Here is a 22353-nt window from a genome sequence, read left to right on the forward strand (position 1 = left end):
CCTCACGGCTTCGTTGTCGTCGGACGGATCACTGCCATACGGGTTACGGTGAGCTCTTCGATGGCGAACCTCGGGCCCTCCCGGCCGGCCCCGGAGTCCTTCACGCCGCCGTACGGCATGACGTCGGAACGGAAGCCGGGAACCTCGTTGATGACCACTCCGCCCACCTCCAGGCGGTCGAGAGCGGCGAACGCCGTGTCAAGGGCGCTGGTGTAGACACTCGCGTGCAGTCCGTAACGCGAGTCGTTGACCACGTCGAAGGCCGTCCGAAGATCGGGCACGGACCGTACCGCGACCACGGGGCCGAAGACCTCCTCGTCCCAGACGGCGAGGGGGCGGTCCACGTCGACCAGCACGGCGGGCTCGATCACCCCGTCGGTGACCCTGCCTCCGGCCGCCAGCGACGCCCCCGCCTCCACCGCCTCTTCCAGCCACGCGCACACCCGCTTGGTCGACCGCTCGTCGATGAGTGCCGAGACCCTCGTCGCCGGATCACGGGGATCGCCCACGACCACCTGGGCCACTCGCTCCGTCAGGCGGGCCACGAACTCCTTGCGCACGGCGTCCACCACGATGACCCGCTGCACGCTGATGCACGCCTGGCCCGACGCGTAGTACCCGCCGCGTACCACCGCATCGGCGGCGGCGTCGAGGTCGGCGTCGGCGGCCACCACCAAGGCGGCGTTGGAGCCGAGTTCGAGCAGCACCTTGGTGGGTGCCGCGTCCCGGGCGATCTGGTGGCCCACGGCGGCGGAACCGGTGAAGGACACCGCCCCGATCCGGCGGTCGGTGGTCAGCGCGGCGCCCACTTCGGGGCCTCCGGTCACCAGTTGCACCGCGGCCACCGGCGCACCAACGGCGCGAAGGGCCTCACGGAGGAGGTGCACCAGCCACAGGGTGGCCAGCGGCGTCTGCGGGGCGGGTTTGGCGATGACCGGGCAGCCCGCGGCGAGCGACGGTGCGATCTTGTGCGCGGCGAGCAGCAGCGGGTAGTTGAAGCCCGCGATGCCCACCACCACGCCGATCGGCCTGCGGGTCCAGAAGCCGAACAGCCCTTCACCCGACGGCAGCAGGTCCAGCGGCACCGTCTCCCCGTGCAGCCGGGCCACTTCCTCGGCCGCGGTCAGCAGGGTCAGCAGGGTGCGCTCCACCTCGACACGGCAGTCGACCAGTGGCTTGCCGGTCTCCAGGACCAGGAGCCGCTCGAAGTCCGCGCGTCGGGACGCGATCGCCTCGTGCGTCGCGAGCAGCGCCGCCCTGCGAGTGTGCGAGGGGAGCCGGCCGACCCGCTCGCGGACCGCTACGGCCTCGTCCACCGCCCGGCGTGCGAGGCCGGTGTCCCCGACCGGCGCCCGCGCGACGAGCGTCCCGTCGTAGGGAAAGCGGACGTCCTCGGCGGCGGGCGCCGCCACCCAGTTGTCGCCGATGGGCAGACCCTCGGGAAACTCCCTCCCCACGGGGCTGTCGCCGCTGACAGGTTCGACATGGGTGGTCAAGGTCGGTACTCCCGGTTGAGGTCGGCCGCCGACGCTCCGGACAGTGCCTTGGCCAGAGTCGGAGCGGCGGCGATGAGCCTGCGTGTGTAGGGATGCTGCGGGTCCTCGTACACCTGCTCCGTGGACCCGGTCTCCACGATCTGCCCGTCGTGCATGACCGCGACGCGGTCGCATACATGACGGACCACGGACAGGTCGTGGGAGACGAAGACCAGCGTCAGGGACAACTCGTCGACGAGGTCGGCGATGAGGTTGAGCACCTGGGCCCGTACGGACACGTCCAGAGCGCTCACCGGCTCATCGGCCACGATGATCTTCGGACGGGGGGCGAGAGCCCGTGCGATCGAGATGCGCTGCCGCTGGCCGCCCGAGAACTGGTGCGGATACCTCTGCGCCGCGTCGGCCTGCAGGCCGACGGCCTCGAGCAACTCGGCCACCCGCTCCCGGCGGTTCGGGTGCCCCTGCGCGACGAGCGGCTCGGCCACGATGTCACCGACGCGCATGCGCGGGTCCAGGGAGCTCATCGGGTCCTGGAACACGAGTTGGAGTCGCTCGCGGACGAACCGGAGCTGTCTCTCCCGCAGCCCGGTGATGTCCCGGCCGTCGATCGCGACGCTGCCGCTGGTGGGGCGGTCGAGCCCGGCCAGAATCCGCAGCAGGGTCGACTTGCCGCACCCCGACTCGCCCACGATGCCGAACCGTTGTCCCTGGGGGACGGCGAAGCTGACGCCTCGCAGGGCGTGCACCGGCGGGCTGGGGTGGCGCAGCGAGGTACGGGGCCGTCGGTAGTCGCGTGTGATGTCGCGGACGTCGATGGCGTCCACGGCGCCGGTCCCCGACCCGGGTGCGAGGGTGGCGCTGGTCGGCTGCTCAGCCACGGCCGGCCTCCTGGTTCATGGGTGTGCCGGTCTCGTGGGTACCGCTCTCCGGTACCGGGTGGAAGCAGGCGTAGCCGGAGTCCGGCCCGGTCGGGACCCATTTCGGCCTGGTGGCGCACACCTCGGTCGCGGAAGCGCACCTGTTTCTGAAGACGCATCCAGTGGGGAACCGGCCCGCCGGCGGAACCGACCCGCCGATCGTGGCCAGCCGACCGCGGTCGTCGACCACGGTCAGGTCCGACGCGCCGATCAGGCCCTGGGTGTAGCGGTGCCGGGGGCGCGTGAACACCTCCCGGACCGGGCCGGACTCGACCAGCCGCCCGCCGTACATGACCATGACCCGCTCGCAGGCGGTGGCCACCACGGCCAGGTCGTGGGTGATGAACAGCATGGCCGACCTGCGGTCCTGCACGCCTCGCACGATCAGGTCGAGCACCCGCGCCTGCACCGTGACGTCGAGCGCGGTGGTGGGTTCGTCGCAGACCAGGAGCGCGGGGTCGTTCGCGAGGGCGATGGCCAGCACCACCCGCTGCCGCTGGCCTCCGGAGAACTGGTGCGGGTAGGCGCGCGCGGCGGCCGCGGGGTCGGGCAGCCCCACCTGGGCAAGCAGTTCCACGGCGGCGGCGTGGGCGGACGCGCGGTCGGGCCTGGTCCGGTGGACCAGCAGCACTTCGGCGATCTGCCGCCCGACCCTCATCGTGGGGTTCAGAGCGGTCATGGGCTCCTGGAAGACCATGGCCATCTCCTTGCCCCTCACCCGGGACATCCGCGCCTCGTCGGCCCCCACCAGGTCGTGGTCGACTCCGGCGAGCCGCACCGAACCCGTGGCCCGGAGTCCCTCGGGGAGCAGGCCCATGATGCTCAGCGCGGTCAGCGACTTGCCCGATCCCGACTCACCGATCAGGCCGACCCGTTCGCCGGCCCGGATGGTGAAGCCGACATCTTCGACGAGCTTGCGGCCGCCCACCTCGACGTCCAGTTGCCGCACCGCCAGAACGTCGTCCGGCCCGTCCTGTCCGTCCGGCCCGTCCTGTCCGGAGGCCGGTGCGGTGTCGGGTGCCGCGGTCATCGTCGGTCCTCCAGCTTGGGGTCGAAACGGTCGCGCAGGCCGTCACCGAGCAGGTTGAATCCGAGCACCGCCACCGCGATCGCGATGCCCGGAAACACGGCGAGCCGGGGAGCGGACGTCAGCAACTCCTGGCTCTCCTGCAGCATCCGGCCCCAGGACGGCGTGGGGGGCGGAGTTCCGAAGCCCAGGAAGGACAGCGCGGCCTCGGCGAGTACGGCAATGGCGAAACCGACCGACGCCTGCACGATGACGAGACTGCTGACGTTCGGCAGGACGTGCCGCAGGCCGATCGCGAACGGCCCGCGGCCCGCCGCGCGTGCGGCGATGACGTATTCGGTCTTCATGACCTGCAACGTGCCGCCGCGGATCAGCCGGGCGAAGTTGGGGATGGAGGCGATACCGATGGCGACCATCGCGACCAGCGTGCCGGCGCCGTACACGGCGGCGAACATGATGGCCAGCAGGAGCGCCGGGAAGGCGAGCAGCAGGTCGTTGCCGCGCATCAGCAGCTCGCCCAGCCAGCGGGGCGCCATTCCGGCGACGATGCCGAGGGGCACGCCGACCAGGGCGGCGACTCCCACCGCCACGAAGCCGACGAACAGCGTGGTGCGCGAGCCGACCAGGATCTGGCTGAACACGTCGCGGCCGAACTTGTCCGTGCCGAACCAGTACTCCAGCGACGGCTTCTCCAGCCGCGCCGAGGCGTTCACCAGGGTCGGGTCGTGCGGGGTCCACACGAAGGACAGCAGCGCCATGCCGAGCACGACCGAGACGATGAGACCGCCCACCAGGAGGCTGCCCGCCATCGGGCGGCGCCGCCGACCGCCGTCGGGCACCGCTGACGCGACGGCGGCGTCCGCGTCCAGAACACTCATGACGCACCCACCCTGAGTCGCGGGTCGATCACCAGATAGACGATGTCCACCAGGAAGTTCACGAGCAGCACCGCCAATGCGATGATCATGACCACGTCCTGCACCATGATGAGGTCCCGGTTGGCGACGCTGTCCAGCAGCAGGCTTCCGAGCCCGGGGATGACGAAGACCCGTTCGATGACGACGGCGCCCACCAGCAGCGTGGCGAGATGCAATCCCAGGACGGTGACCACGGGCACCGCCGCGTTCCGCAGGCCGTGCCGCAGCAGCGCCTGCGTCGGGCGAAGTCCTTTGGCGCGAGCGGTGCGCAGATAGTCCTCCCGGAGGACGTCGAGCACGGCGCTGCGGACATAGCGGGTGAGCATGGCCGCCTGCACGATTCCGAGAGACAGCGCGGGCAGCACCAGCTGCTTGAGGAACAGGACCGGATCCTGTGCCGGAGGTGTCCAGCCGTTCGCCGGCAGCCACCCGAGCCGCACCGCGAACACGGTGATCAGGAGGATGCCCGCGAGGAAGGCCGGGACGGCCACGCCGATCTGGGACAGGGCGGAGAGAACGAGCCCTGACGGCCTGCGGTGCCGCACCGCCATGAGCGTGCCCATGGGAATCGCCAGGATGCAGGCGAGCACCATCCCGGTGCCGACGAGCCACAGGGTGACAAGGAGGCGGTCGGCGATCTGCGGGCCGATCGGCGACAACGAGATGTAGGAGTTCCCCGGGGAGAAGGTCACCAGTCCGTGTATCCAGCTGAAGTACTGGGCCACGAGCGGCCGGTCGAGGCCGAACTGCTCGCGCAGTTGCGCCACCGCCGTGTCCGACGCGCTGACGCCGAGGGCGACGCGGGCCGGATCCCCCGGGAGCACCGCCATGAACGCGAACACCATCACGGAGCTCACGGCAAGGCTGGCCAGGAGGATCGCGATCCGCTGCAGGAGACGGAGGATCATCGGTCGCGGCCGCCTTTCATGACCGGCCCAGGGCGGTGAGATCCAGCGACTCGGAGACGGAGTTCACGGGCAGGCCGGTGATGTCCTTGTCCGCCACCATCAGGTTCGGCAGCAGGAACAGCCAGTCGGCCGCGGCGTCCTCGGACAGCAGCCGGGCGGCCGCCCGCATGGAGTTGGTCTGCTCCTCCTGGGTGCCCCGGTCCGCCTTCTCCAGCAGCGCTCGGAATTCGGCGTTGTCGTAGCGGGTGTAGTAGCTCTTCTCCCCGAACACCGTCTGCATGTCGCGCGGTTCCACATGGGCGATGATGGACATGTCGTAGTCGGCGTTCTTGAACACGGTGGTCAGCCAGGCGGCGGGGAACTCCAGCTGGTCGAGCTTGACCTTGAACCCGGCCTGTTCGAGCTGGCTCTTGACCACGGTGCCGCAGGCGGTGGCATAGGGCAGCGTCGGAATGCGCAGCCGCAGCGTCTGGCCGGCTGCTCCGGACTCCGCGAGGAGCTTCTTGGCCTTGCCGAGGTCGTGCGGGTACAGGTTCGTGAGGTCCTGGTACCACGGGTCGGTCGGCGGGACCATGCTGCCGATGAGCTTGCCCCGGCCTGCCCAGCAGGTGTCCAGCAGGGCTTTGTGGTCGATGGCGTAGCGGACCGCCTGGCGGGCCTTCGGATTCCGCAGCGGGCCAGAGGCGTTGTTGAACGAGAGGACCACCTCGCCGTTGGTCGTACCCTCGATGACCTTGTACTTCGCGTTCTTCTGGAACTGGTCCAGGGAATCCGGGGTCTGCATCACGCCGATCACGTTGATGGTGCCCGTGAGCAGCGCGTTGTTCATGGCCGTCGGGTCCTTGAAGTACTTGAGGGTGACCGACGCGAAGTGCGGTTCGCTCCCCCAGTAGCCGTCACGACGGGCCAGGGTGATCGAGTCGCCGCGGTTCCACTTCTTCAGCACATACGGACCGGTACCCACCGGCTCGGTGGCGAGCTTGCCCACTCCGGTCCGGCTGAACATCACGCCGACACGGGTCGTCATCCGGTACAGCCAGTCGTTGCTCGGCTGTTTCAGGGTGACCTTGAGTTCGGCGGGTGACACCGCCTGTACCGTGTCGACGACGTTCATCTGGGACTTCTGCGCCACCGTCCAGTCCGACGTGACACGTTCGATGGAGAACTTGGCGTCCTCGGCCGTGAACGCCGCGCCGTTGCTGAACCTGGCGTCCTTCACCAGCTGGAACGTGTACGTCCTGCGGTCCTTGGACAGGGTCCACGACGTGGCCAGAGCGGGCTTCACCTTCCCGGCGGAGTCCAGCTTCACCAGATTCTCGTAGACGTTGTAGAGCAGCGCCTGCGGAATGGCCGCACCGGCGTTCTTGGTGAAGTCCAGGTTGGCCGGCTCGGCGTTGAGACCGATCGTCAGGGTGTCGTTGGTCTTGTCGGAGCTGCCGTTGCTGTTTCCGTCCGCCGTGGACCCTGCCGAGCAGGCCGCCAGCAGCAGGCACGCGAGCGTGACCGCGACCGTCCCGGTGTGCCGTGTCAGCTGTTTGTGGTCTCTCATAGGTTCTCACCCTGACTTTCCATCATGTACAGGACGGCCGATGTCACGTCCGCTGTGGTGGCCTTGCCACCGAGGTCGGCCGTGTGGTGCCTGGCATCTCGCAAGGTGCCCGCCACCGCGTCGCGGACACGGCGAGCCGCGCTGGTGTGTCCCAGATCGTCGAGCAGCAGCGCGCCGGAGAGCATGCATGCCACCGGATTGGCCACGCCCTTCCCGGCGATGTCGGGTGCGGAGCCGTGGACGGGTTCGTAGATACCCGGGACGTCCGCGCCGGGATGGACGTTGGCGCTCGGCGCCATACCCAAACCCCCGGCGAGCACCGCGGCGAGATCGGACAGGATGTCGCCGAACAGGTTGCCGGCGAGCAGGACGTCGAGGGATCGCGGAGCCTGGATCATGCGGGCGGCCATGGCGTCGACGAGCACGGTCTCCAGCCGGACCGCCGGGTAGTGCTCGCCGACCTCGCGCACCACCCGGTCCCACAGCGGATAGCCGTATCGCATCGCGTTGGACTTGGTCACCAGGCACAGGTGCCCCGACCGCCGGCCGGCCAGGGCGAAGGCCTGGTGCGCCGCCCGCTCGATGACGCGGCGGGAGTGCACGGCGATCTCGATGCCGAGATCGTGTCCGCTGCCCGCGTGCGCCACCCCGCCGGCGCCCACGTACTCGCCCTCGGTGTTCTCGCGAACGATCACCAGGTCCACGCCATCGGTGTCGCGCACCTTGGTGGGAACGCCGGGGAACGCGCGCACCGGGCGGAGGTTCACGGCAAGGTCGAGTTGCTGCCGCAGGCCGATGATCAGGCCCCAGACCAGTTCGTGCTCCGGCACATCGGGACGTCCGACGGCGCCGAACAACACGGCGTCGGTCTTCCTGACGAGATCGGCCGCATCGGCCGGCATCGCCGCGCCCTGCCGGAGGAACCGCTCGCCTCCCCAGTCGAACGAGGTCACGTCGAGCCGGTGGCCGTCGGCCTCCAGGGCGGTCTGCAGCACGGGCACGGTCGCCGCGACGACCTCAGGGCCGATTCCGTCGCCCGGTATGACGGCTAACCGCACTGCCTCGGTGTCCCGCGTCATGGAGCCACCTTCCGTTATGACTGGCCTGACCAGTAAACTCGCTTGCCAGGTACCGTGACGACTCAACTTGTCCTTGTCAAGGGTCAGTTCGAATGCCCCAGGTACAACGAGCGGAGGAGGGTGCGGGTGCACACGGAACAGGGTCTGGCCGCCATGCCGGCCGTCGAGATGGTGGCCGGATTCACCGACGGCACGTTGTCACCGGTGCAGGTCCACGACGCCGTCCAGTCCGTGATCGAGGCGCGCGAGAGTGTGCTCAATGCGTTCTGGGTGCGGGATCCGGACGAGTCCCGCAAGGCAGCCCTGGCCAGCGAGGCCCGATGGGCGGCGGGGGAACCGCTCGGGCCCATCGACGGCGTACCCGTGACCCTGAAGGAGAACGTCGCCCGCAAGGGCGTCCCCATGCCCTCGGGCAACGCCGGGATCGAGCCGGTCGTCCCCGGGGCGGACGCGCCCATCACCAAGCGGGTCCTCGAATCCGGTGGGGTGATACTCGGGTCGACCGTGATGCCGGACTGGGGCATGCTCTCCTCGGGGGTCTCCAGTCGGCACGGCATCTCGCGCAGCCCCTGGAACGCCGCCTGGACCACGGGCGGTTCCAGCTCCGGTGCGGGCGCCGCGGCCGCCGGAGGATACGGTCCGCTCCACGTCGGCACCGACATCGGGGGATCGATCCGGCTGCCGGGCACCTGGCTGGGCCTCGCCACGCTCAAGCCCAGCTACGGGAGGATCCCGCTGGACACCCCGTACCTGGGGCGCGCCGCCGGCCCCATGACACGCACCGTGGCGGACGCGGCCCTGTTCATGCGTGTCCTGAGCCGACCGGATCCCCGGGACTGGTCAAGCCTGCCGCCGCAGGACATCGACTGGTCGGCGCCGGCCGGCGAGGTACGCGGACTGCGGGTGGGGGTGCACCTGGACGCCGGCTGCGGGGAGCCGTGCGATGCCGAGATCCTCGCCGCGGTGAACCGTGCCGCAGCGGTCTTCGAGGCGGCGGGAGCCATCGTGGAGCCCGTCGAGCCGTTCATGAGCCAGGATCTTCTGGACGACCTGGATCTGTTCTGGCGGGTGCGGTCCTGGAACGACTTCCGCGAACTGGCGCCCGAGGCCCGGCTGCGCGTCCACCCCTACATCGTCCAATGGTGTCAGGGGGGCGCGGACGTCCCGGGCACGAAAGTACTCCAGTGCTACCAGCAGATCATGCGCATCCAGGCGGAGACCGTGGCGGCGACGCTCCCATACGATCTGATCCTCTCGCCGGTGGCTCCGGTGGCGGCGTTTCCCGCTGAGCAGCCGATGCCGTTCATGGAAGACGGAAAGACCATGTCCCACATCGGCTTCACCGCGCCGTACAACATGTCGGGGCAGCCCGCGGCGACCGTCAACTGCGGCTTCACGGCTGACCGGCGGCCCATCGGAGTGCAGATCGCAGGCCGCCGCTTCGACGATCTCGGCGTCCTGAGGGCCGCGGCGTGGTACGAACGTCACCGGCCCTCCGAGGCGGTACCGCGCTGGCCGGACGACGCCCCCGGGGCGCCCACCGGGAAGAGGACGACATGGACCACGCTCGAAGGGAAGAATCCGTGAGTGACGGCCCACAGTTCCAGCAGGTTTCGCCCGTACGTCTCTACCAGCGCATCGTCGAGCAGATCGAGCAAGCGATCATGCGAGGTGACCTGAAGCCCGGTGGTCGGCTGCCGAGCGAGCGAGAGCTGGTGGTGCAGTTCGGGGCGAGCAGGCCCACAGTGCGGGAGGCCTTGCGCGTGCTGGAGAGCAACGGCCTCGTCCGCTCGCGCCCGGGTGACCCGAACGGCCCGGAGATCCTGCCGTTCTCGTCGGCCCGCCTGACCAAGGAGATGACCCGGCTCGTCCAGTTCGACAACATGTCGATGGCCGAGTTGATCTCGTTCCGCATGATCCTCGACGGGTCGGCGAGCTTGCTGGCGGCTCGGCTGCGGTCCGAGGAGGAGCTGTCCTCCATGGAACGGACGCTTGCCGTCATGTCGGACGCGATCGAGTCCGGGTACGAGGAGTTCAGCAAGGCAGACGTCGCATTCCATGAGGTGGTGGCCGTGGCCAGCCGCAACTCCCTCATAGAGGTCTGCAACCAGGTGGTCCGGGGCGCTGTCCTCTCGCTGATCTCGGACAAGGTCGCCCATGCGCGCAACAGGACGGCACTCATGCGGGAGTCGCTCCACCACCACCAGGAGGTGCTCGAGGCGATCCGGGCGCGGGACGGCCTGGCGGCAGCACGCATCTCGCGGCGCACGCTCTACGACTACTACGCCAGTTACGTCCCCGAGGACGAGCGGGGGCCGCTGCTCGCGCTCGTGGACGACGAAGGGGCCTGACCCCCACCATGCGCCCGCTCGCCGCGGCCGGGCGCGGGCCGGCCTGCGCGGTTCGCAAACGCGTCGCAGTCGTAGAGGTCGGGTGCTGGTGCGGCAACGTTGACCTCGCGTAGGCGTACCGCAGGTGTTGCCGGGTCGGCCTGCGTGGACGAAGGACCATTCGCGGCCCTTGGGATTGTGGGCGGTGGAGACCACGATCTCCGTGCCGACGACTGCCGTGCCCCGAGGCCGGTCCGGCCCCGAGCAGCCCTTCACAAGAACCGACCCTGCCATGCCGCACGTCCTGATCTACGGTGCCCTCAGTCACCCACGCCCGTACAAGAACGGCGACGGCCCGACCATCGGCGAGTACACCTCCAAGGGCGAGGGGCAGGACCTCAAACACTCCGCCATGGTGGGCGACGACCAGTGGCACTTCAACACCGGCCACGGCTACGACCGAGCCCACACCGGACCGGGCGGAACCACGAACGATCTGCGCACCACCACCGTGAAGCCCGACCAGATCGAACAGGCGATCCTCTCCGATGTGTACGCGTACATGAGGGACGGCGGGGCCGTTCCCCGCGCCAGGACCCCCGAGTTCACCGGCCCGACGGCGCCTACCAACTGTCCACCTACTGGCTCAACCAGTAGGCGACCGGTTCCCGCCCCGGCACCGCGCCGGCTGCCCGCAACTGCTCCGGGAGGCAGCCGCGGATCTGCTGTCCTTCGGGCCCGACTGGGACACGTTCGCCCAGGACCTCAAGAGGCGCGCGGCGGAACTGGAGTAGGGCCCGGTTTCCGTAGAACCCCTCGCCGGACGACTCGGGTCCATCCGGTGACGTCACGACTGCGGCCCGGTAGTCGTGGCGTCACTCCGGAACGCCCACGACCCAGAATGTCGCGCCCTGCGAGGGAGTTCGGCAACGCTGCAAGAAAACAGCAAGCTGGGGCCCCACCCTGAAGGCGGGGCCCCAGCTACCTCATACGCCTCGGCGTCAGGCGGGAGTGATGTTCTCCGCCTGCGGACCCTTCTGTCCCTGCGTGACGTCGAAGTTCACCTTCTGGCCTTCCTGAAGCTCACGGAATCCCTGGGTGGCGATGTTCGAGTAGTGGGCGAAGACGTCGGGGCCGCCACCGTCCTGCTCGATGAAGCCGAAGCCCTTTTCCGCGTTGAACCACTTGACGGTGCCAGTAGCCATGTCAGATCTCCTTCGGGGCAGTGCCCAGGGGCCCACACCGTGTGAACCCTTGCGTTGCCACAATGAACCCCGTCCGGATAAGCACCGGAGATACAGAAAATGCCCGACGGTATGCAACCGTCGAGGCATTTGAAGTTTACGGGAACCACAACTGCAACTACCGTAAAGTTTAGCACGGTGCACGCAATTTCCACCACCTTTCACCCGCTACACCACACCCCACGCTCGCGGGGGCACCCCATCAGCCCCGCAAGCCTGCGCGAACTCGAATACACGTGAAAGGTTCTCGTCGTTCCCGGCGGAAGGTGCCCAGGCCGGTGCCGTGCGGTTGTCCTCGTTCGGCGATCACGGGCCGGATGCCGGGTTGCCGCAGCAGCCTCCGGTAGTTGTCGTGGTCGTAGCCGCGGTCCGCGAACAGCATCTCCGACCGTCGCCGTGGCCGCCGCCGACCGGCTACTGCTCCGGTGAGGTGATGCTGCTCGTCAGGAGGGGAAGTGCTCCAGGGCCAGCATGCCGCCAGGCGGAGGATGCCGGCGGCGTCCTGCTTCTCCGAGTGCGCACATCACCAGCACTCCGTCCAGGTCCACAGCCACCTGCCCGCCGGCTGTCGAGCGGCCCCACGTCGCAGCGGCGTCCCGGTATGGCTTTGTACCGGTACACCTTCCCCGTGGCGGCGGACCCATGGTGGGCTTCACCACCGCCGACGCCTGGTCACGTCACGCGTCGGGCAGACTCGCCCCCAGACGAACGGCCGCGTCGACCCGCTCGTTCAGCGCCAGCGACCCCTCCGGCCAGCCCACGTAGCGCACGCACAGTTGCCGACCGTCCATCTCCACCGACTCCACGCCCCGCGGCAGGCCCAGTTGGTGTACCTCCCGGCCGCGCAGCCGTATCGGCAGCCGCTCCGCAGGGAGGCGGACCAGAACCACCGTGTGCCACGCTGTTACCTCGCCGACGTCCTCGGTGGAGCAGGCGATACCCACCTCGACGCAGTCCTGGCGGCCCACGGCCAGCAGTTGGCCGCGGAAAAGCGGGCTTGCCGGCAGCTCCCACCCCTCCTCGTTCGTGAACGCCGCCAAGGCGGTCCCGTAGCGCCCCCCGTTGCGGCCCGCCCAGGTGATCAGAGCCTGGCTGCTCTCCGCCCGCCGCTGCGCGTCGCGCCGTGCATCGGCCAGCGACGAGGCGGTGATCAAGCCGATGATCACGACGGAGACAGCGAAGAAGAGCAGCAACGCCTGCCACGGAAAGCCCCAGATGACCCCGAGGACGAGCAGGGCCGCCGACGAGAACGCTGCGATGACCGCACCTTCTGTCAGCACTTCCCGCTCACCGTCCATGAAGGGCATGGAGAAAAGTAGACCACCGCCCGCCGCCGACTGCCCCGCTCTGGATGGCTTTTTGCCACAGAAGCGGCAGTCGCCACATGACCGTCACGAAGCAGTCGTGGCCGCACCAGGCTTACCCGAGAAACGACAGACGGACCTGACGGTGGGGGTTGTCGCGGTTGGTGTCCACCAGGCATACCGACTGCCACGTCCCGAGTTCCAGGCTTCCGCCCAGCACCGGCAGGGTCGCGTGGGGCGGGACGAAGGCCGGGAGGACGTGGTCGCGGCCGTGGCCGGGGCTGCCGTGGCGGTGCTGCCAGCGGTCGTCGGCGGGGAGGAGCGTGTGCAGCGCGGCGAGGAGGTCGTCATCGCTGCCGGCGCCCGTCTCGATGACGGCGATGCCTGCCGTGGCGTGCGGGACGAAGACGTTCAGGAGGCCGTCCCGGCCGGCGGCGGCCTCCCGCAGAAACGCCTCGCAGTCCCGGGTCAGGTCGACGACCCTCTCCCGGGAGCCGGAGGCGATGTTCAGTACTCGGGTGGTGAACGCGTCTGGCATGCCTCCATCCTGACCCATCCCGAACCGCGAGACACCCGTTGACCATGGGCATGCCCTCTGGCTACGTTCACCCCATGTTGCGTTCAGCCCTGCTCACCACGCGCGGTCACATCGACCTGCTGCGGGTGGCCTCCGCCGCGTGTCGCCGCGGCTGCTGACGCCTTTCTCCCGCACCTCCCGCTTCTCCCCCTCCTCACGCGCGTCGCCGGCCTGATCTGAGCCCGCCGTGCCGCCGAGGTGTGCTCGCCGTTCCCCCTCCATGGAGCCTCCATGACCATCAGCCATGCCCCGCCCGGGCCCCTTGAGCCCGACATTTCCCCTATATCGGCTTCCAAGGCGGAGGTGGAGGCGGACCCCGATCTCGAAGCCCTCGTCCCCCGTTCCTCCCGCCGTACCCGCGTCCCCCGCTGGCTGCGCCGCACCACCGGCCCGGTCCTGCTCCTTCTGCTGTGGCAACTCCTCAGCGCCACCGGCGTGTTGAGTGCGGATGTTCTCGCCTCCCCGGGCCGGATCGCCCGGGTCGCCGGAGACCTGGTCGCCGACGGATCACTGTCCTCGGCCATGGGTACCTCGCTCCAGCGCGTCGCCGTGGGGCTGCTGCTGGGGACGGTCATCGGCACCGGACTCGCCCTGGTGTCCGGGCTGTTCCGGATCGGCGAGGACCTGGTCGACGCGCCGGTGCAGATGCTGCGGACCGTGCCCTTCGTCGGCCTCATCCCGCTGTTCATCATCTGGTTCGGCATCGGTGAGGCGCCGAAGGTCGCCATCATCACGCTCGGTGTGACCTTCCCGCTGTACCTCAACGTCTACGCCGGGATCAGGGGCGTGGACGCGCAGCTGATCGAGGCCGGCGAGTCGCTCGGACTGTCCCGCTGGGGGCTCGTACGGCATGTCGTGCTGCCGGGGGCGCTCCCCGGCGCGCTGACGGGGCTGCGCTACTCCCTCGGCATCGCCTGGCTGGCCCTGGTCTTCGCCGAGCAGATCAACGCCGACTCGGGGATCGGCTTCCTCATGGTGCAGGCGCGGGACTTCCTGCGCACCGACGTGATCGTGGTCTGCCTCATCGTGTACGCCTTCCTCGGCCTGCTCGCCGACTTCATCGTCCGCTCCCTCGAAAGGCTGCTGCTGCAATGGCGACCGACGTTCACCGGCCGGTGAGCACGCGCGCGGTCCATGTCGAGGGGCTGACCCGCTCCTTCGACGGACGCGCCGTCATCGACGACCTGCGACTCGACGTCCGGCCCGGCGAGTTCGTGGCCCTGCTCGGCCGCAGCGGCTGCGGAAAGTCCACCCTGCTGCGCATCCTCGCCGGACTGGACCGCGACATCGAGGGCACCGTGCTGGTGCCGCGCCGCAAGGCCGTCGCCTTCCAGGCACCGCGGCTGATGCCGTGGAAGAAGGTGTGGCGCAATGTCCTGCTCGGTCTGCCGGGGCGGCCCGATCGTCCCGTCGCCGACCGGGCCCTGGAGGAGGTGGGGCTCGGGCACCGCTCCGACGCCTGGCCCAAGACCCTCTCCGGCGGCGAGGCCCAGCGTGCCTCCCTCGCCCGCGCCCTGGTGCGCGAGCCCGATCTGCTGCTGCTCGACGAGCCGTTCGGCGCGCTCGACGCGCTCACCCGCATCAACGCCCAGCGCCTGGTGGGCGAGTTGTGGCAGCGACGCGGCTGCGCCGTGCTGCTGGTGACGCACGACGTCGAGGAGGCCGTACTGCTCGCCGACCGGGTCCTCGTCATGGACGACGGGGTCATCGCGCACGAACAGCACATCGACCTCGACCGCCCGCGCGACCTCGCCGACCCCCGCTTCGCCGACCTCCGTACCGGACTGCTCCACCGGCTCGGCGTCGAAGCCGCCTGATCACCCCTGATCACCCCTGATCACCCCTGCTCCTCCGCACCAGAACGGATCCGTCATGCGCCGACACCTCGTCCCCGCCGCCCTGCTCCTTCCCCTCGCCCTTCTGCTCACCGCCTGCGGCGGAAACGCCTCCGCAGGCACCGGCCTCGGCGGTGACGACACCGACGGCAAGGGTTCCCTCACGCTCAACGTCGGAGACCAGAAGGGAGGTTCCGAGGCCATCCTCCGCGCCGCCGGAGAGCTGAAGAACCTCGACTACAAGATCAAGTGGTCCACGTTCACCTCCGGCCCACCGCTGCTGGAGGCCGTCAACGCCAAGGCCGTCGACATCGGCGGGGTCGGCAACACCCCGCCCGTCTTCGCGGCCGGCGCCGACTCGAAGATCGCGGTGGTGGCGGCGTTCCACGGCACGTCCAAGGGCGACGCCATCCTCGTACCGGACGACTCGAAGCTGACGAAGCCCGAGCAGCTCAAGGGGAAGTCGGTGGCCGTGGCCCAGGGATCCTCCGCGCACTACCAGCTGGTGGCCTCGCTCCAGGCGGCCGGGCTGAGCCTGAGCGACGTGAAGGTCAAGTACCTCCAGCCGGCCGACGCGCTCGCCGCGTTCACCTCCGGCAAGGTCGACGCGTGGGCGGTGTGGGACCCGTACACCTCGCAGGTGCTCCAGGCGAAGCAGGGGCGTGTGCTCACCACCGGCGACGGCATCACCAACGGCCTGACCTTCCAGGTCGCCGCGCCCGCCGCGCTGAAGGACACGAAGAAGGCCGACGCCATCAAGGACTACCTGGAGCGGCTGCGCCGCGCGACGGCCTGGGTGTACGGCCATCAGGAGGACTGGGCGAAGGTGTGGTCGAAGGAGACCGGGCTGCCGTACGAGGTGGCGCTGGGCGCGGTGAAGCGGTCGAACGCCTCGCGGATCTCGGTCGCGGTCGACAAGCCGCTGATCGCCTCCGAGCAGGAGATCGCCGACACCTTCACCACGCTGAAGCTCATCCCGCGCAAGGTCGACTTCGCCGACTACGTCGACCCGCGCTACAACGGCGACCTGCCTCCGTCCACCACTCCGGCGCGTACGTCGTCGTAGCGCGGGAAGATCCACCCGGTCCACGCTGTTGGTAGAAGCGTGAACGACATTCGTGAGGTCGAGGTGGTCGTCATAGGCGCCGGGCAGGCGGGTCTGGCCGGCGCCTATCACCTGCGGCGCACCGGTTTCGAGCCGGAGCGCGACTTCGTGGTGCTGGACCACTCGCCCGGTCCGGGCGGCGCCTGGCAGTTCCGGTGGCCCTCACTGACGTACGGCAAGGTGCACGGGATGCACGCGCTGCCGGGCATGGAGCTGACCGGGGCCGATCCGGCGCGGCCGTCGTCGGAGGTGATCTCCGCGTACTTCGACGCGTACGAGCGGACCTTCGACCTGCGGGTACGGCGGCCGGTCGATGTGAAGGCCGTCCGGGAGGGGACCGGCGGGCGGCTGCTCGTCGAGACCTCCGAAGGGACGTGGTCGACGCGGGCGCTGATCAACGCCACCGGGACCTGGGACCGGCCGTTCTGGCCGCGCTACCCCGGACAGGAGACGTTCCGCGGCCGGCAGCTGCACACCGCGCGTTACCCGGGGCCCGAGGCGTTCGCCGGGCTGCGGGTGGTCGTGGTGGGCGGGGGCGCGTCCGGTACGCAGCATCTGCTGGAGCTCGCGCCGTACGCGGCGGCCACCACCTGGGTGACCCGCCGGCCGCCCGTCTTCCGCGAGGGGACCTTCGGCGAGGACGCGGGGCGCGCGGCCGTCGCGCTGGTGGAGGAGCGGGTGCGGCAGGGGCTGCCGCCGAAGAGCGTGGTGTCCGTGACGGGGCTGCCGTTGAACGACGCGATCCGGCAGGGGCTCGCGGACGGGGTTCTCGACCGTCTTCCGATGTTCGACCGGATCACCCCGGAGGGCGTGGAGTGGGACGACGGACGGCGGGTGGCCGCCGATGTGATCCTCTGGGCGACCGGTTTCCGGGCCGCCATCGACCATCTCGCGCCGCTGCGGCTGCGTGAGCCGGGCGGCGGGATCCGGGTCGAGGACACGCGCGCGGTCGCGGACCCGCGGATCCATCTGGTCGGCTACGGCCCGTCGGCCAGCACCGTCGGCGCCAACCGGGCGGGCCGCGCGGCCGTACGGGACATCAGACGGCTGCTGGCCGAACGGCCCCGTGAGCCGGAGCCGACGCCGGTCGCCGCCTGACCTCCACAAGGGCATCGCCGCGTCACCTCACCTGGCCGCTTTCGCCGCCGGGTGGTGAAGCTGGTTGCCGTTGAACTCGGTGACGTTGCGCTGGTGTTCCGCGTAGTCCGCCGTGAACCGGGTGTCGCCCGGTTTGACGGTGACGAAGTACAGCCAGTCGCCCGGAGTGGGACTGATCGCGGCACGCATCGCCTCCTCGCCGGGGTTGTCGATCGGGGTCGGGGGCAGACCCATGCGCTGGTAGGAGTTGTACGGGTTGTCAATGCGGGTGTCCTGCTCCGAGGTGCGCAGCGTGGAGCGGCTCAGGGCGTAGTTGATGGTGGAGTCCATCTGCAGCGGCATGCCGCGCTCCAGCCGGTTGAAGACGACCCGGGCCACCTTTCCCATGTCCGCCTTGGAGGCGGCCTCCGCCTGGACCAGGCTGGCAAGGGTGACGGCCTGGTAGACGTTCATCGCGTTGCGCTGGGCGCCTGCGGCGATCGGCGCTCCGTTGAACTTCTTGTTCGCCGTGCCGACCATGTACGACAGCAACCCCTCGGGGGTCGACTTGTCGTCGAGCGGATATGTCGATGGGAAGAGGTAGCCCTCCGGGTTGCCCTCGGCGTCGATCGGCAGCTGCAGGCCCGCCTTGGGCAACGCCTTCCGGGTGGTGCCGGCGGGCAGGGCGAGGACCTTGTCGACGGCGTCGTAGATCCGGCTCGCGCGCCAGCCCTCCGGGATGACCAGGGCGGTCGGCTCCTTCGGCTCCTCCTGACGCTCGACGCTCAGCAGCGGCACCGCCACAGCGGTCCCGGCCACGACGGCTCCGCTCGCGATGAGAGCGGCGCGGCCCCGGCACGTCAGTCGAATCATGCTCCGTCGCGGAGTGTTCATCTGCATGCGGGCACGGTAACCCTCATATCACAACAAACACGGCATTGCCTGACATGCTCTCATCTTGTCGGCTCCAGGCTGTCGTCCCGTCGCACCAGGGCCGCGTACCGCCCCTCGGCCTCCAACAGCTCCTCGTGCGTGCCCCGTTCGGCCACCCGGCCGGCCTCCAGGACGACGATCTGGTCGGCATCGCGGATGGTGGACAACCGGTGCGCGATGGTGAGCGTGGTGCGGTTGGCCGAGAGCGCGTCGATGGCCTCCTGGACGGCGTGTTCGGTGCGGTTGTCCAGGGCGCTGGTGGCCTCGTCGAGGATCAGCACGGGCGGGTCGCGCAGGATGGTGCGGGCGATAGCCAGGCGCTGCTTCTCGCCGCCGGAGAAGCGGTGGCCACGCTCGCCGACGACCGTGTCGTAGCCGTCGGGCAGGGCGGCGATGTGGTCGTGGATCTGCGCCGCCCGCGCCGCCGCGTGCAGCTCCTCGTCGGTGGCGTCGGGCTTGGCGAAGCGCAGGTTGTCGGCGACCGTGGCGTGGAAGAGGTACGTCTCCTGCGAGACGACGCCGACGGCCCGCGCGAGGGTGTCGAAGTCGAGGTCGCGGACGTCGACGCCGTCGAGGGTGACCCGGCCGCCGGTCACGTCGTACAGCCGCGGCACCAGATAGCCCAGCGTGGACTTGCCGGCGCCGGTCGGGCCGACCAGGGCGAGGCTGCCGCCGGCCGGGACGGTGACGTCGATGCCGTCGAGGATCGGGCCGGAGGCCTTGCCGTCGCTGTCGTACCGGAACGAGACGTCCTCGAAGCGGACCTCGCCCTTGACCTGGTCGAGGTGGACCGGGTCCGGGCGCTCGGTGATGTCGATGGGGAGGTCCAGGTACTCGAAGATGCGCTGGAAGAGCGCGAGCGAGGTCTGGATCTGCACACCGGTCGACAGCAGGCTGACGGCCGGGCGGAACAGTCCCTGCTGGAGCGAGACGAAGGCGACGATCGTGCCGAGGGAGACGTCCGGTCCGCCGAGCTGGAGGGTGACTCCCGCGGTCCAGTAGATGACGGCGGGCATCGCGGCCATGACGATCGAGATCACGGCCATGCGCCAGCGGCCGGCCATGTTGGACCTCACCTCGAGGTCGACGAGCTGCTCGGACTCCTCGGCGAAGGACTTCGTGAGGGAGTCGGCACGGCCCATGGTGCGGCCGAGCAGGATGCCGCTGACCGACAGCGACTCGGTGACGGTGGCGGCCATCGCGGCCATCTGCTTCTGGCGCACCGTGGTGATCTTCCGGCGTTCGTTTCCGACCCGGCGGCCGATCCACACGAAGACGGGCAGCAGGAGCAGCGAGACGACCGTCAGCCGCCAGTCGAGGGCGACCATCGCGGCGATCGTGGCGACCACGCTGGTGAAGTTGGAGACCAGGGAGGTCGCGGTGGAGGTGACGGTGGCCTGCATACCGCCGATGTCGTTGGCGATGCGGGACTGCACCTCGCCGGTACGCGTGCGCGTGAAGAAGGCGAGGGACATCCGCTGCAGCCGGTCGTAGACGGCGGTGCGCAGGTCGTGCATGACGCGCTGGCCGACCGTCGTGGAGATCAGGGTCTGCAGGACGCCGAAGACGCTGCCGAGGACGGCGCTGAGGATCATGCCGAGGGCCAGCAGGCTCAGCAGACCGGTGCGGCCCTGGGGAATGGCGACGTCCAGGATCGCCTTCAGCAGGAAGGGCGTGGCCACCGAGACGAGCGACGAGGCGCCGACGAGCAGTCCGACGACCGCGAGGCGGCCTCGGTAGGGGCGGAACAGCCGGACGATACGGCGCACCTGGCGGGGCTGTTCCTCCACGGCCGTGTCGGCCGACGGGATCCGGGGGTCTGGTTTTCCGGGGTTCATGGGCTCCTACGGGAGGTGAGAGGGAAGAACATGCGGAGCGTAGCTCATTGTTACCTATACTCACAATGAACGGCATCCTGATATTGTCCCCGCATGACCACCCCCGATTCCGACACCGCGCTCGCCGAGCAGCTGCTCCGGTTCACCCGCCGGGTGCACCGGATCCAGAAGCGGCACATCGAGCAGTGCGGGCTCGGCGTCACCCCGGCCCAGTCCCGTCTGCTGCGCACCCTGGCCTGCTACAGCTCGCCGCCGCGCATGGCCGACCTCGCCGAGCGCCTGGAGGTGGTCCCGCGCGCCGTGACAACCCTGGTCGACGGGCTGGAGGCGGGCGGCAAGGTGCGTCGGGTGCCCGATCCGACCAACCGCCGGGTGATCCGGATCGAGCTCACCGAGGACGGCGGCAAGGCGCTGCGCGCGCTGCGTGGGGCACGCAGGTCGGCCGCGGAGGAGATTCTGGCGCCGTTGACGGATCCGCAGCGGGCGGTGCTCGGGGGGCTGCTGGACACGCTGATCGACGGGGTGCCTGAGGGGCGCCGCTGCTGAGGGGCACGGGGAAACAGGCCGCGGCCACCACTCCGTACGGCTGGAGTGGTGGCCGCGGCGCGTCGGGCGTGGCGTTCAGCTCGCGTCGGGGGCTGTCGCCTTGGTCGCCTGGGTGGGCACGACGACGGCTTCCGCGTCCTGGGGCCTTGCAGCTTCGGGCTTGTCGGTTTCAGGCTTGGCGGTTTCAGGCTTGGCGGCTTCGGGCTTGGCGGTTTCAGGCTTGGCAGCTTCGGGCTTGGCGGCTTCGGGCTTGGCGTCGAGTACCTTCTTCGCCTGTTCCAGGTCCAGCGCTCCCTCCCAGCGGGAGACCGCGAACACCGCGACGCAGTTGCCGAGGAGGTTGGTGACGACGCGCATCGAGTCCATGATGCGGTCCACGCCGAGCAGCAGGGCGACGGCGCCGGCCGGGATGGCACCCAGCGAGGAGGCGGTCGCGGACAGGGCGAGGAAGGCCGAGCCGGGGATGCCCGCCATGCCCTTGCTGGTCAGCATCAGCACCAGGACCACGGTGATCTGCTGCCCCAGGCTGAGGTCCACGCCCACCGCCTGGGCGATGAACAGGGTGCCGATCGACAGGTACAGCGAGGCGCCGTCGAGGTTGAAGGAGTAGCCCGTGGGCAGCACCAGACCCACGGCGTCGTCGCGGGCGCCGGCCTTGCGCAGCTTCTGCATCACGCGCGGCATGACGGCCTCGGTGGAGGCGGTGCCGAGCGCGAGCAGCATCTCCTCGCGGATGTAGCGCAGGAACTTCCAGAGGCTGAGCCCCGTGAGCATCCGCAGGGCGACGGCGAGGAGCGCGACGAACAGCGCGGCGGCGGCGTAGCACAGGATGATCAGCTTGGCGTAGGTCTCGATGACACCGAGGCCGTAGTTGCCGATCAGGACGGCCATCGCGCCGAACACCGCGATCGGGGCGAGTCGCATGACGAAGCCGACGATCGCGAAGATGATCTCCTGGGCCTGCTCCACGGCGGGCAGTACCTGCGGCACCCTGGTGTGGCCGAGGTGCAGCAGCGCCGCCCCCACCAGACAGGCCAGGATGAGCACCTGGAGCAGGGAGTTCTCGGCGAAGGCGCCGATGAAACTGGTCGGCAGGGCGTTCAGCGCGAACTCGGTCGTCGAGGGCAGCGAACCGCCGCCGGTCTTCGCATCGACCGCCGAGGTGTCGAGCGTCGACGGGTCGACGTTCATCCCCGAGCCGGGCTGGACGATGTTGGCGGCGAGCAGTCCGATGAGCAGGGCCAGCGTGCTCGCGACCTCGAACCAGATCAGGGCCTTGAGCCCGATCCGCCCGAACGCCTTGAGGTCACCGGCCTTGGCGATACCGACGACGACCACGCAGAACACCAGCGGCGAGATGATCGTCTTGATGAGCCGGGTGAAGCCGTCACCGAGCGGCTGGAGGTCCGTGGCCACGTCGGGCCACAGCTTTCCGACGAGAATTCCGAGCACGAGCGCGCAGGCGACCTGCGCGAAGAGTGAGGTACGCAGTATGCGTGCGACGCGTCGCGGCAGGGACGGGACGGACGGCGGCACGGGCACTCCTTGTGGGGGACGGGGAGACACGCAGAGACCTGAGGGGAGACTTCTGCGATACGGAAAGCGACTTCCGTAGCGATCACTTTGAAGGTGCCGTCGATCACGCACAAGACCGCCGCGTTTCCGCTGTGT

The 22353-nt window shown here is 69.6% G+C and carries 21 protein-coding genes and 1 pseudogene; 8 read left to right on the top strand and 14 right to left on the bottom strand.

Going from position 1 to position 22353, the window contains the following annotated elements; all coding sequences use genetic code 11:
• Positions 1 to 2: 2 nt before the first annotated feature.
• Genes ACFPIH_RS25825 through ACFPIH_RS25855 form a run of 7 tightly spaced genes read right to left on the bottom strand, consistent with a single transcriptional unit; the run spans position 3 to position 7893 of the window.
• Positions 3 to 1496, bottom strand: coding sequence for an aldehyde dehydrogenase family protein (locus ACFPIH_RS25825; RefSeq protein ID WP_381167280.1), 1494 nt, complete (start codon positions 1494 to 1496; stop codon positions 3 to 5).
• Entirely contained in the window at positions 1493 to 2374 is an 882-nt protein-coding gene (locus tag ACFPIH_RS25830) for an ATP-binding cassette domain-containing protein (RefSeq protein ID WP_381167282.1), read from the bottom strand. Before ACFPIH_RS25830 ends, ACFPIH_RS25825 begins: the two co-directional genes overlap by 4 nt.
• A complete protein-coding gene (locus ACFPIH_RS25835) occupies positions 2367 to 3443 on the bottom strand; it encodes an ABC transporter ATP-binding protein (RefSeq protein WP_381167284.1) in 1077 nt (358 codons plus the stop codon). The genes ACFPIH_RS25830 and ACFPIH_RS25835 overlap by 8 nt, the downstream gene beginning before the upstream one ends.
• Positions 3440 to 4318 carry an ABC transporter permease gene (locus ACFPIH_RS25840; RefSeq protein ID WP_381167286.1) on the bottom strand — a complete coding sequence of 293 codons (879 nt, stop codon included), beginning with the start codon at positions 4316 to 4318 and terminating at the stop codon, positions 3440 to 3442. Before ACFPIH_RS25840 ends, ACFPIH_RS25835 begins: the two co-directional genes overlap by 4 nt.
• Positions 4315 to 5265: an ABC transporter permease gene (locus tag ACFPIH_RS25845; RefSeq protein ID WP_381167288.1), complete on the bottom strand. Its 951-nt coding sequence runs from the start codon at positions 5263 to 5265 to the stop codon at positions 4315 to 4317. Before ACFPIH_RS25845 ends, ACFPIH_RS25840 begins: the two co-directional genes overlap by 4 nt.
• 16 nt (positions 5266 to 5281) lie before the next feature.
• Positions 5282 to 6814, bottom strand: coding sequence for an ABC transporter substrate-binding protein (locus ACFPIH_RS25850; RefSeq protein WP_381167290.1), 1533 nt, complete (start codon positions 6812 to 6814; stop codon positions 5282 to 5284).
• The gene (locus tag ACFPIH_RS25855; protein WP_381167292.1) at positions 6811 to 7893 is read right to left on the bottom strand and encodes an isocitrate/isopropylmalate dehydrogenase family protein; all 1083 of its coding nucleotides are present in this window, start codon (positions 7891 to 7893) and stop codon (positions 6811 to 6813) included. Before ACFPIH_RS25855 ends, ACFPIH_RS25850 begins: the two co-directional genes overlap by 4 nt.
• A 126-nt stretch (positions 7894 to 8019) precedes the next feature.
• Between ACFPIH_RS25855 and ACFPIH_RS25860 the strand changes: the two genes are divergently transcribed.
• Together ACFPIH_RS25860 and ACFPIH_RS25865 are read left to right on the top strand one after the other, a co-directional pair.
• Positions 8020 to 9480: an amidase gene (locus ACFPIH_RS25860; RefSeq protein ID WP_381167294.1), complete on the top strand. Its 1461-nt coding sequence runs from the start codon at positions 8020 to 8022 to the stop codon at positions 9478 to 9480.
• Positions 9477 to 10244 (top strand): FadR/GntR family transcriptional regulator, encoded by a 768-nt coding sequence (locus tag ACFPIH_RS25865; protein WP_381167296.1) that lies wholly within the window; start codon positions 9477 to 9479, stop codon positions 10242 to 10244. Before ACFPIH_RS25860 ends, ACFPIH_RS25865 begins: the two co-directional genes overlap by 4 nt.
• A 980-nt stretch (positions 10245 to 11224) precedes the next feature.
• Here ACFPIH_RS25865 and ACFPIH_RS25870 read toward each other — a convergent pair.
• From ACFPIH_RS25870 to ACFPIH_RS25885, 4 genes and pseudogenes are all read right to left on the bottom strand, one after another.
• A complete protein-coding gene (locus ACFPIH_RS25870) occupies positions 11225 to 11428 on the bottom strand; it encodes a cold-shock protein (RefSeq protein WP_210586179.1) in 204 nt (67 codons plus the stop codon).
• Between the two features lie 298 nt (positions 11429 to 11726).
• A pseudogene (locus ACFPIH_RS25875) lies at positions 11727 to 11891 on the bottom strand (IS5/IS1182 family transposase); the annotation flags it as partial.
• Positions 11892 to 12144: 253 nt separating this feature from the next.
• Positions 12145 to 12774: a hypothetical protein gene (locus ACFPIH_RS25880; RefSeq protein ID WP_381167299.1), complete on the bottom strand. Its 630-nt coding sequence runs from the start codon at positions 12772 to 12774 to the stop codon at positions 12145 to 12147.
• A gap of 112 nt (positions 12775 to 12886) precedes the next feature.
• The gene (locus tag ACFPIH_RS25885; RefSeq protein ID WP_381167301.1) at positions 12887 to 13309 is read right to left on the bottom strand and encodes a YjbQ family protein; all 423 of its coding nucleotides are present in this window, start codon (positions 13307 to 13309) and stop codon (positions 12887 to 12889) included.
• A gap of 74 nt (positions 13310 to 13383) precedes the next feature.
• Between ACFPIH_RS25885 and ACFPIH_RS25890 the strand changes: the two genes are divergently transcribed.
• The 5 genes from ACFPIH_RS25890 (at position 13384) to ACFPIH_RS25910 (ending at position 17386) form a co-directional block, all read left to right on the top strand.
• Positions 13384 to 13467 carry a putative leader peptide gene (locus ACFPIH_RS25890; RefSeq protein WP_349817350.1) on the top strand — a complete coding sequence of 28 codons (84 nt, stop codon included), beginning with the start codon at positions 13384 to 13386 and terminating at the stop codon, positions 13465 to 13467.
• A 112-nt stretch (positions 13468 to 13579) separates the two neighbouring features.
• Positions 13580 to 14467, top strand: coding sequence for an ABC transporter permease (locus tag ACFPIH_RS25895; RefSeq protein ID WP_381167303.1), 888 nt, complete (start codon positions 13580 to 13582; stop codon positions 14465 to 14467).
• Entirely contained in the window at positions 14440 to 15165 is a 726-nt protein-coding gene (locus ACFPIH_RS25900; protein WP_381167305.1) for an ABC transporter ATP-binding protein, read from the top strand. Before ACFPIH_RS25895 ends, ACFPIH_RS25900 begins: the two co-directional genes overlap by 28 nt.
• 55 nt (positions 15166 to 15220) lie before the next feature.
• Complete coding sequence (locus ACFPIH_RS25905; protein WP_381167307.1) at positions 15221 to 16249, top strand: ABC transporter substrate-binding protein; 1029 nt, start codon at positions 15221 to 15223, stop codon at positions 16247 to 16249.
• 39 nt (positions 16250 to 16288) lie between these two features.
• The gene (locus ACFPIH_RS25910; protein ID WP_381167309.1) at positions 16289 to 17386 is read left to right on the top strand and encodes an NAD(P)-binding domain-containing protein; all 1098 of its coding nucleotides are present in this window, start codon (positions 16289 to 16291) and stop codon (positions 17384 to 17386) included.
• Between the two features lie 27 nt (positions 17387 to 17413).
• On the opposite strand, the gene mltG is transcribed toward ACFPIH_RS25910, so the two are convergent.
• Together mltG and ACFPIH_RS25920 are read right to left on the bottom strand one after the other, a co-directional pair.
• Entirely contained in the window at positions 17414 to 18265 is an 852-nt protein-coding gene (gene mltG, locus ACFPIH_RS25915) for an endolytic transglycosylase MltG (RefSeq protein WP_381167310.1), read from the bottom strand.
• 53 nt (positions 18266 to 18318) lie between these two features.
• On the bottom strand, positions 18319 to 20136 hold the full coding sequence (locus ACFPIH_RS25920) for an ABC transporter ATP-binding protein (RefSeq protein WP_381167312.1): 1818 nt from the start codon (positions 20134 to 20136) through the stop codon (positions 18319 to 18321).
• A gap of 93 nt (positions 20137 to 20229) precedes the next feature.
• On the opposite strand from ACFPIH_RS25920, the gene ACFPIH_RS25925 reads away from it, so the two are divergent.
• Positions 20230 to 20682: a MarR family winged helix-turn-helix transcriptional regulator gene (locus ACFPIH_RS25925; protein ID WP_381167314.1), complete on the top strand. Its 453-nt coding sequence runs from the start codon at positions 20230 to 20232 to the stop codon at positions 20680 to 20682.
• A gap of 75 nt (positions 20683 to 20757) precedes the next feature.
• On the opposite strand, the gene ACFPIH_RS25930 is transcribed toward ACFPIH_RS25925, so the two are convergent.
• On the bottom strand, positions 20758 to 22218 hold the full coding sequence (locus ACFPIH_RS25930) for a cation:dicarboxylate symporter family transporter (protein WP_381167316.1): 1461 nt from the start codon (positions 22216 to 22218) through the stop codon (positions 20758 to 20760).
• Positions 22219 to 22353: the final 135 nt, after the last annotated feature.

The organism is Streptomyces vulcanius, from assembly GCF_042653945.1.
In the GTDB taxonomy this organism is placed as follows: domain Bacteria; phylum Actinomycetota; class Actinomycetes; order Streptomycetales; family Streptomycetaceae; genus Streptomyces; species Streptomyces mangrovi.

Excerpts from the sequence above, each read along its gene's own strand:
- ACFPIH_RS25920 (WP_381167312.1), bottom strand. The coding sequence starts at position 20,136 with ATGAACCCCGGAAAACCAGACCCCCGGATCCCGTCGGCCGACACGGCC.
- ACFPIH_RS25895 (WP_381167303.1), top strand. The coding sequence starts at position 13,580 with ATGACCATCAGCCATGCCCCGCCCGGGCCCCTTGAGCCCGACATTTCC.
- ACFPIH_RS25855 (WP_381167292.1), bottom strand. The coding sequence starts at position 7,893 with ATGACGCGGGACACCGAGGCAGTGCGGTTAGCCGTCATACCGGGCGAC.
- ACFPIH_RS25900 (WP_381167305.1), top strand. The coding sequence starts at position 14,440 with ATGGCGACCGACGTTCACCGGCCGGTGAGCACGCGCGCGGTCCATGTC.
- ACFPIH_RS25890 (WP_349817350.1), top strand. The coding sequence starts at position 13,384 with ATGTTGCGTTCAGCCCTGCTCACCACGCGCGGTCACATCGACCTGCTG.
- ACFPIH_RS25850 (WP_381167290.1), bottom strand. The coding sequence starts at position 6,814 with ATGAGAGACCACAAACAGCTGACACGGCACACCGGGACGGTCGCGGTC.
- ACFPIH_RS25905 (WP_381167307.1), top strand. The coding sequence starts at position 15,221 with ATGCGCCGACACCTCGTCCCCGCCGCCCTGCTCCTTCCCCTCGCCCTT.
- ACFPIH_RS25870 (WP_210586179.1), bottom strand. The coding sequence starts at position 11,428 with ATGGCTACTGGCACCGTCAAGTGGTTCAACGCGGAAAAGGGCTTCGGC.
- ACFPIH_RS25840 (WP_381167286.1), bottom strand. The coding sequence starts at position 4,318 with ATGAGTGTTCTGGACGCGGACGCCGCCGTCGCGTCAGCGGTGCCCGAC.
- ACFPIH_RS25835 (WP_381167284.1), bottom strand. The coding sequence starts at position 3,443 with ATGACCGCGGCACCCGACACCGCACCGGCCTCCGGACAGGACGGGCCG.
- ACFPIH_RS25845 (WP_381167288.1), bottom strand. The coding sequence starts at position 5,265 with ATGATCCTCCGTCTCCTGCAGCGGATCGCGATCCTCCTGGCCAGCCTT.
- ACFPIH_RS25925 (WP_381167314.1), top strand. The coding sequence starts at position 20,230 with ATGACCACCCCCGATTCCGACACCGCGCTCGCCGAGCAGCTGCTCCGG.
- ACFPIH_RS25885 (WP_381167301.1), bottom strand. The coding sequence starts at position 13,309 with ATGCCAGACGCGTTCACCACCCGAGTACTGAACATCGCCTCCGGCTCC.
- mltG (WP_381167310.1), bottom strand. The coding sequence starts at position 18,265 with ATGCAGATGAACACTCCGCGACGGAGCATGATTCGACTGACGTGCCGG.
- ACFPIH_RS25880 (WP_381167299.1), bottom strand. The coding sequence starts at position 12,774 with ATGCCCTTCATGGACGGTGAGCGGGAAGTGCTGACAGAAGGTGCGGTC.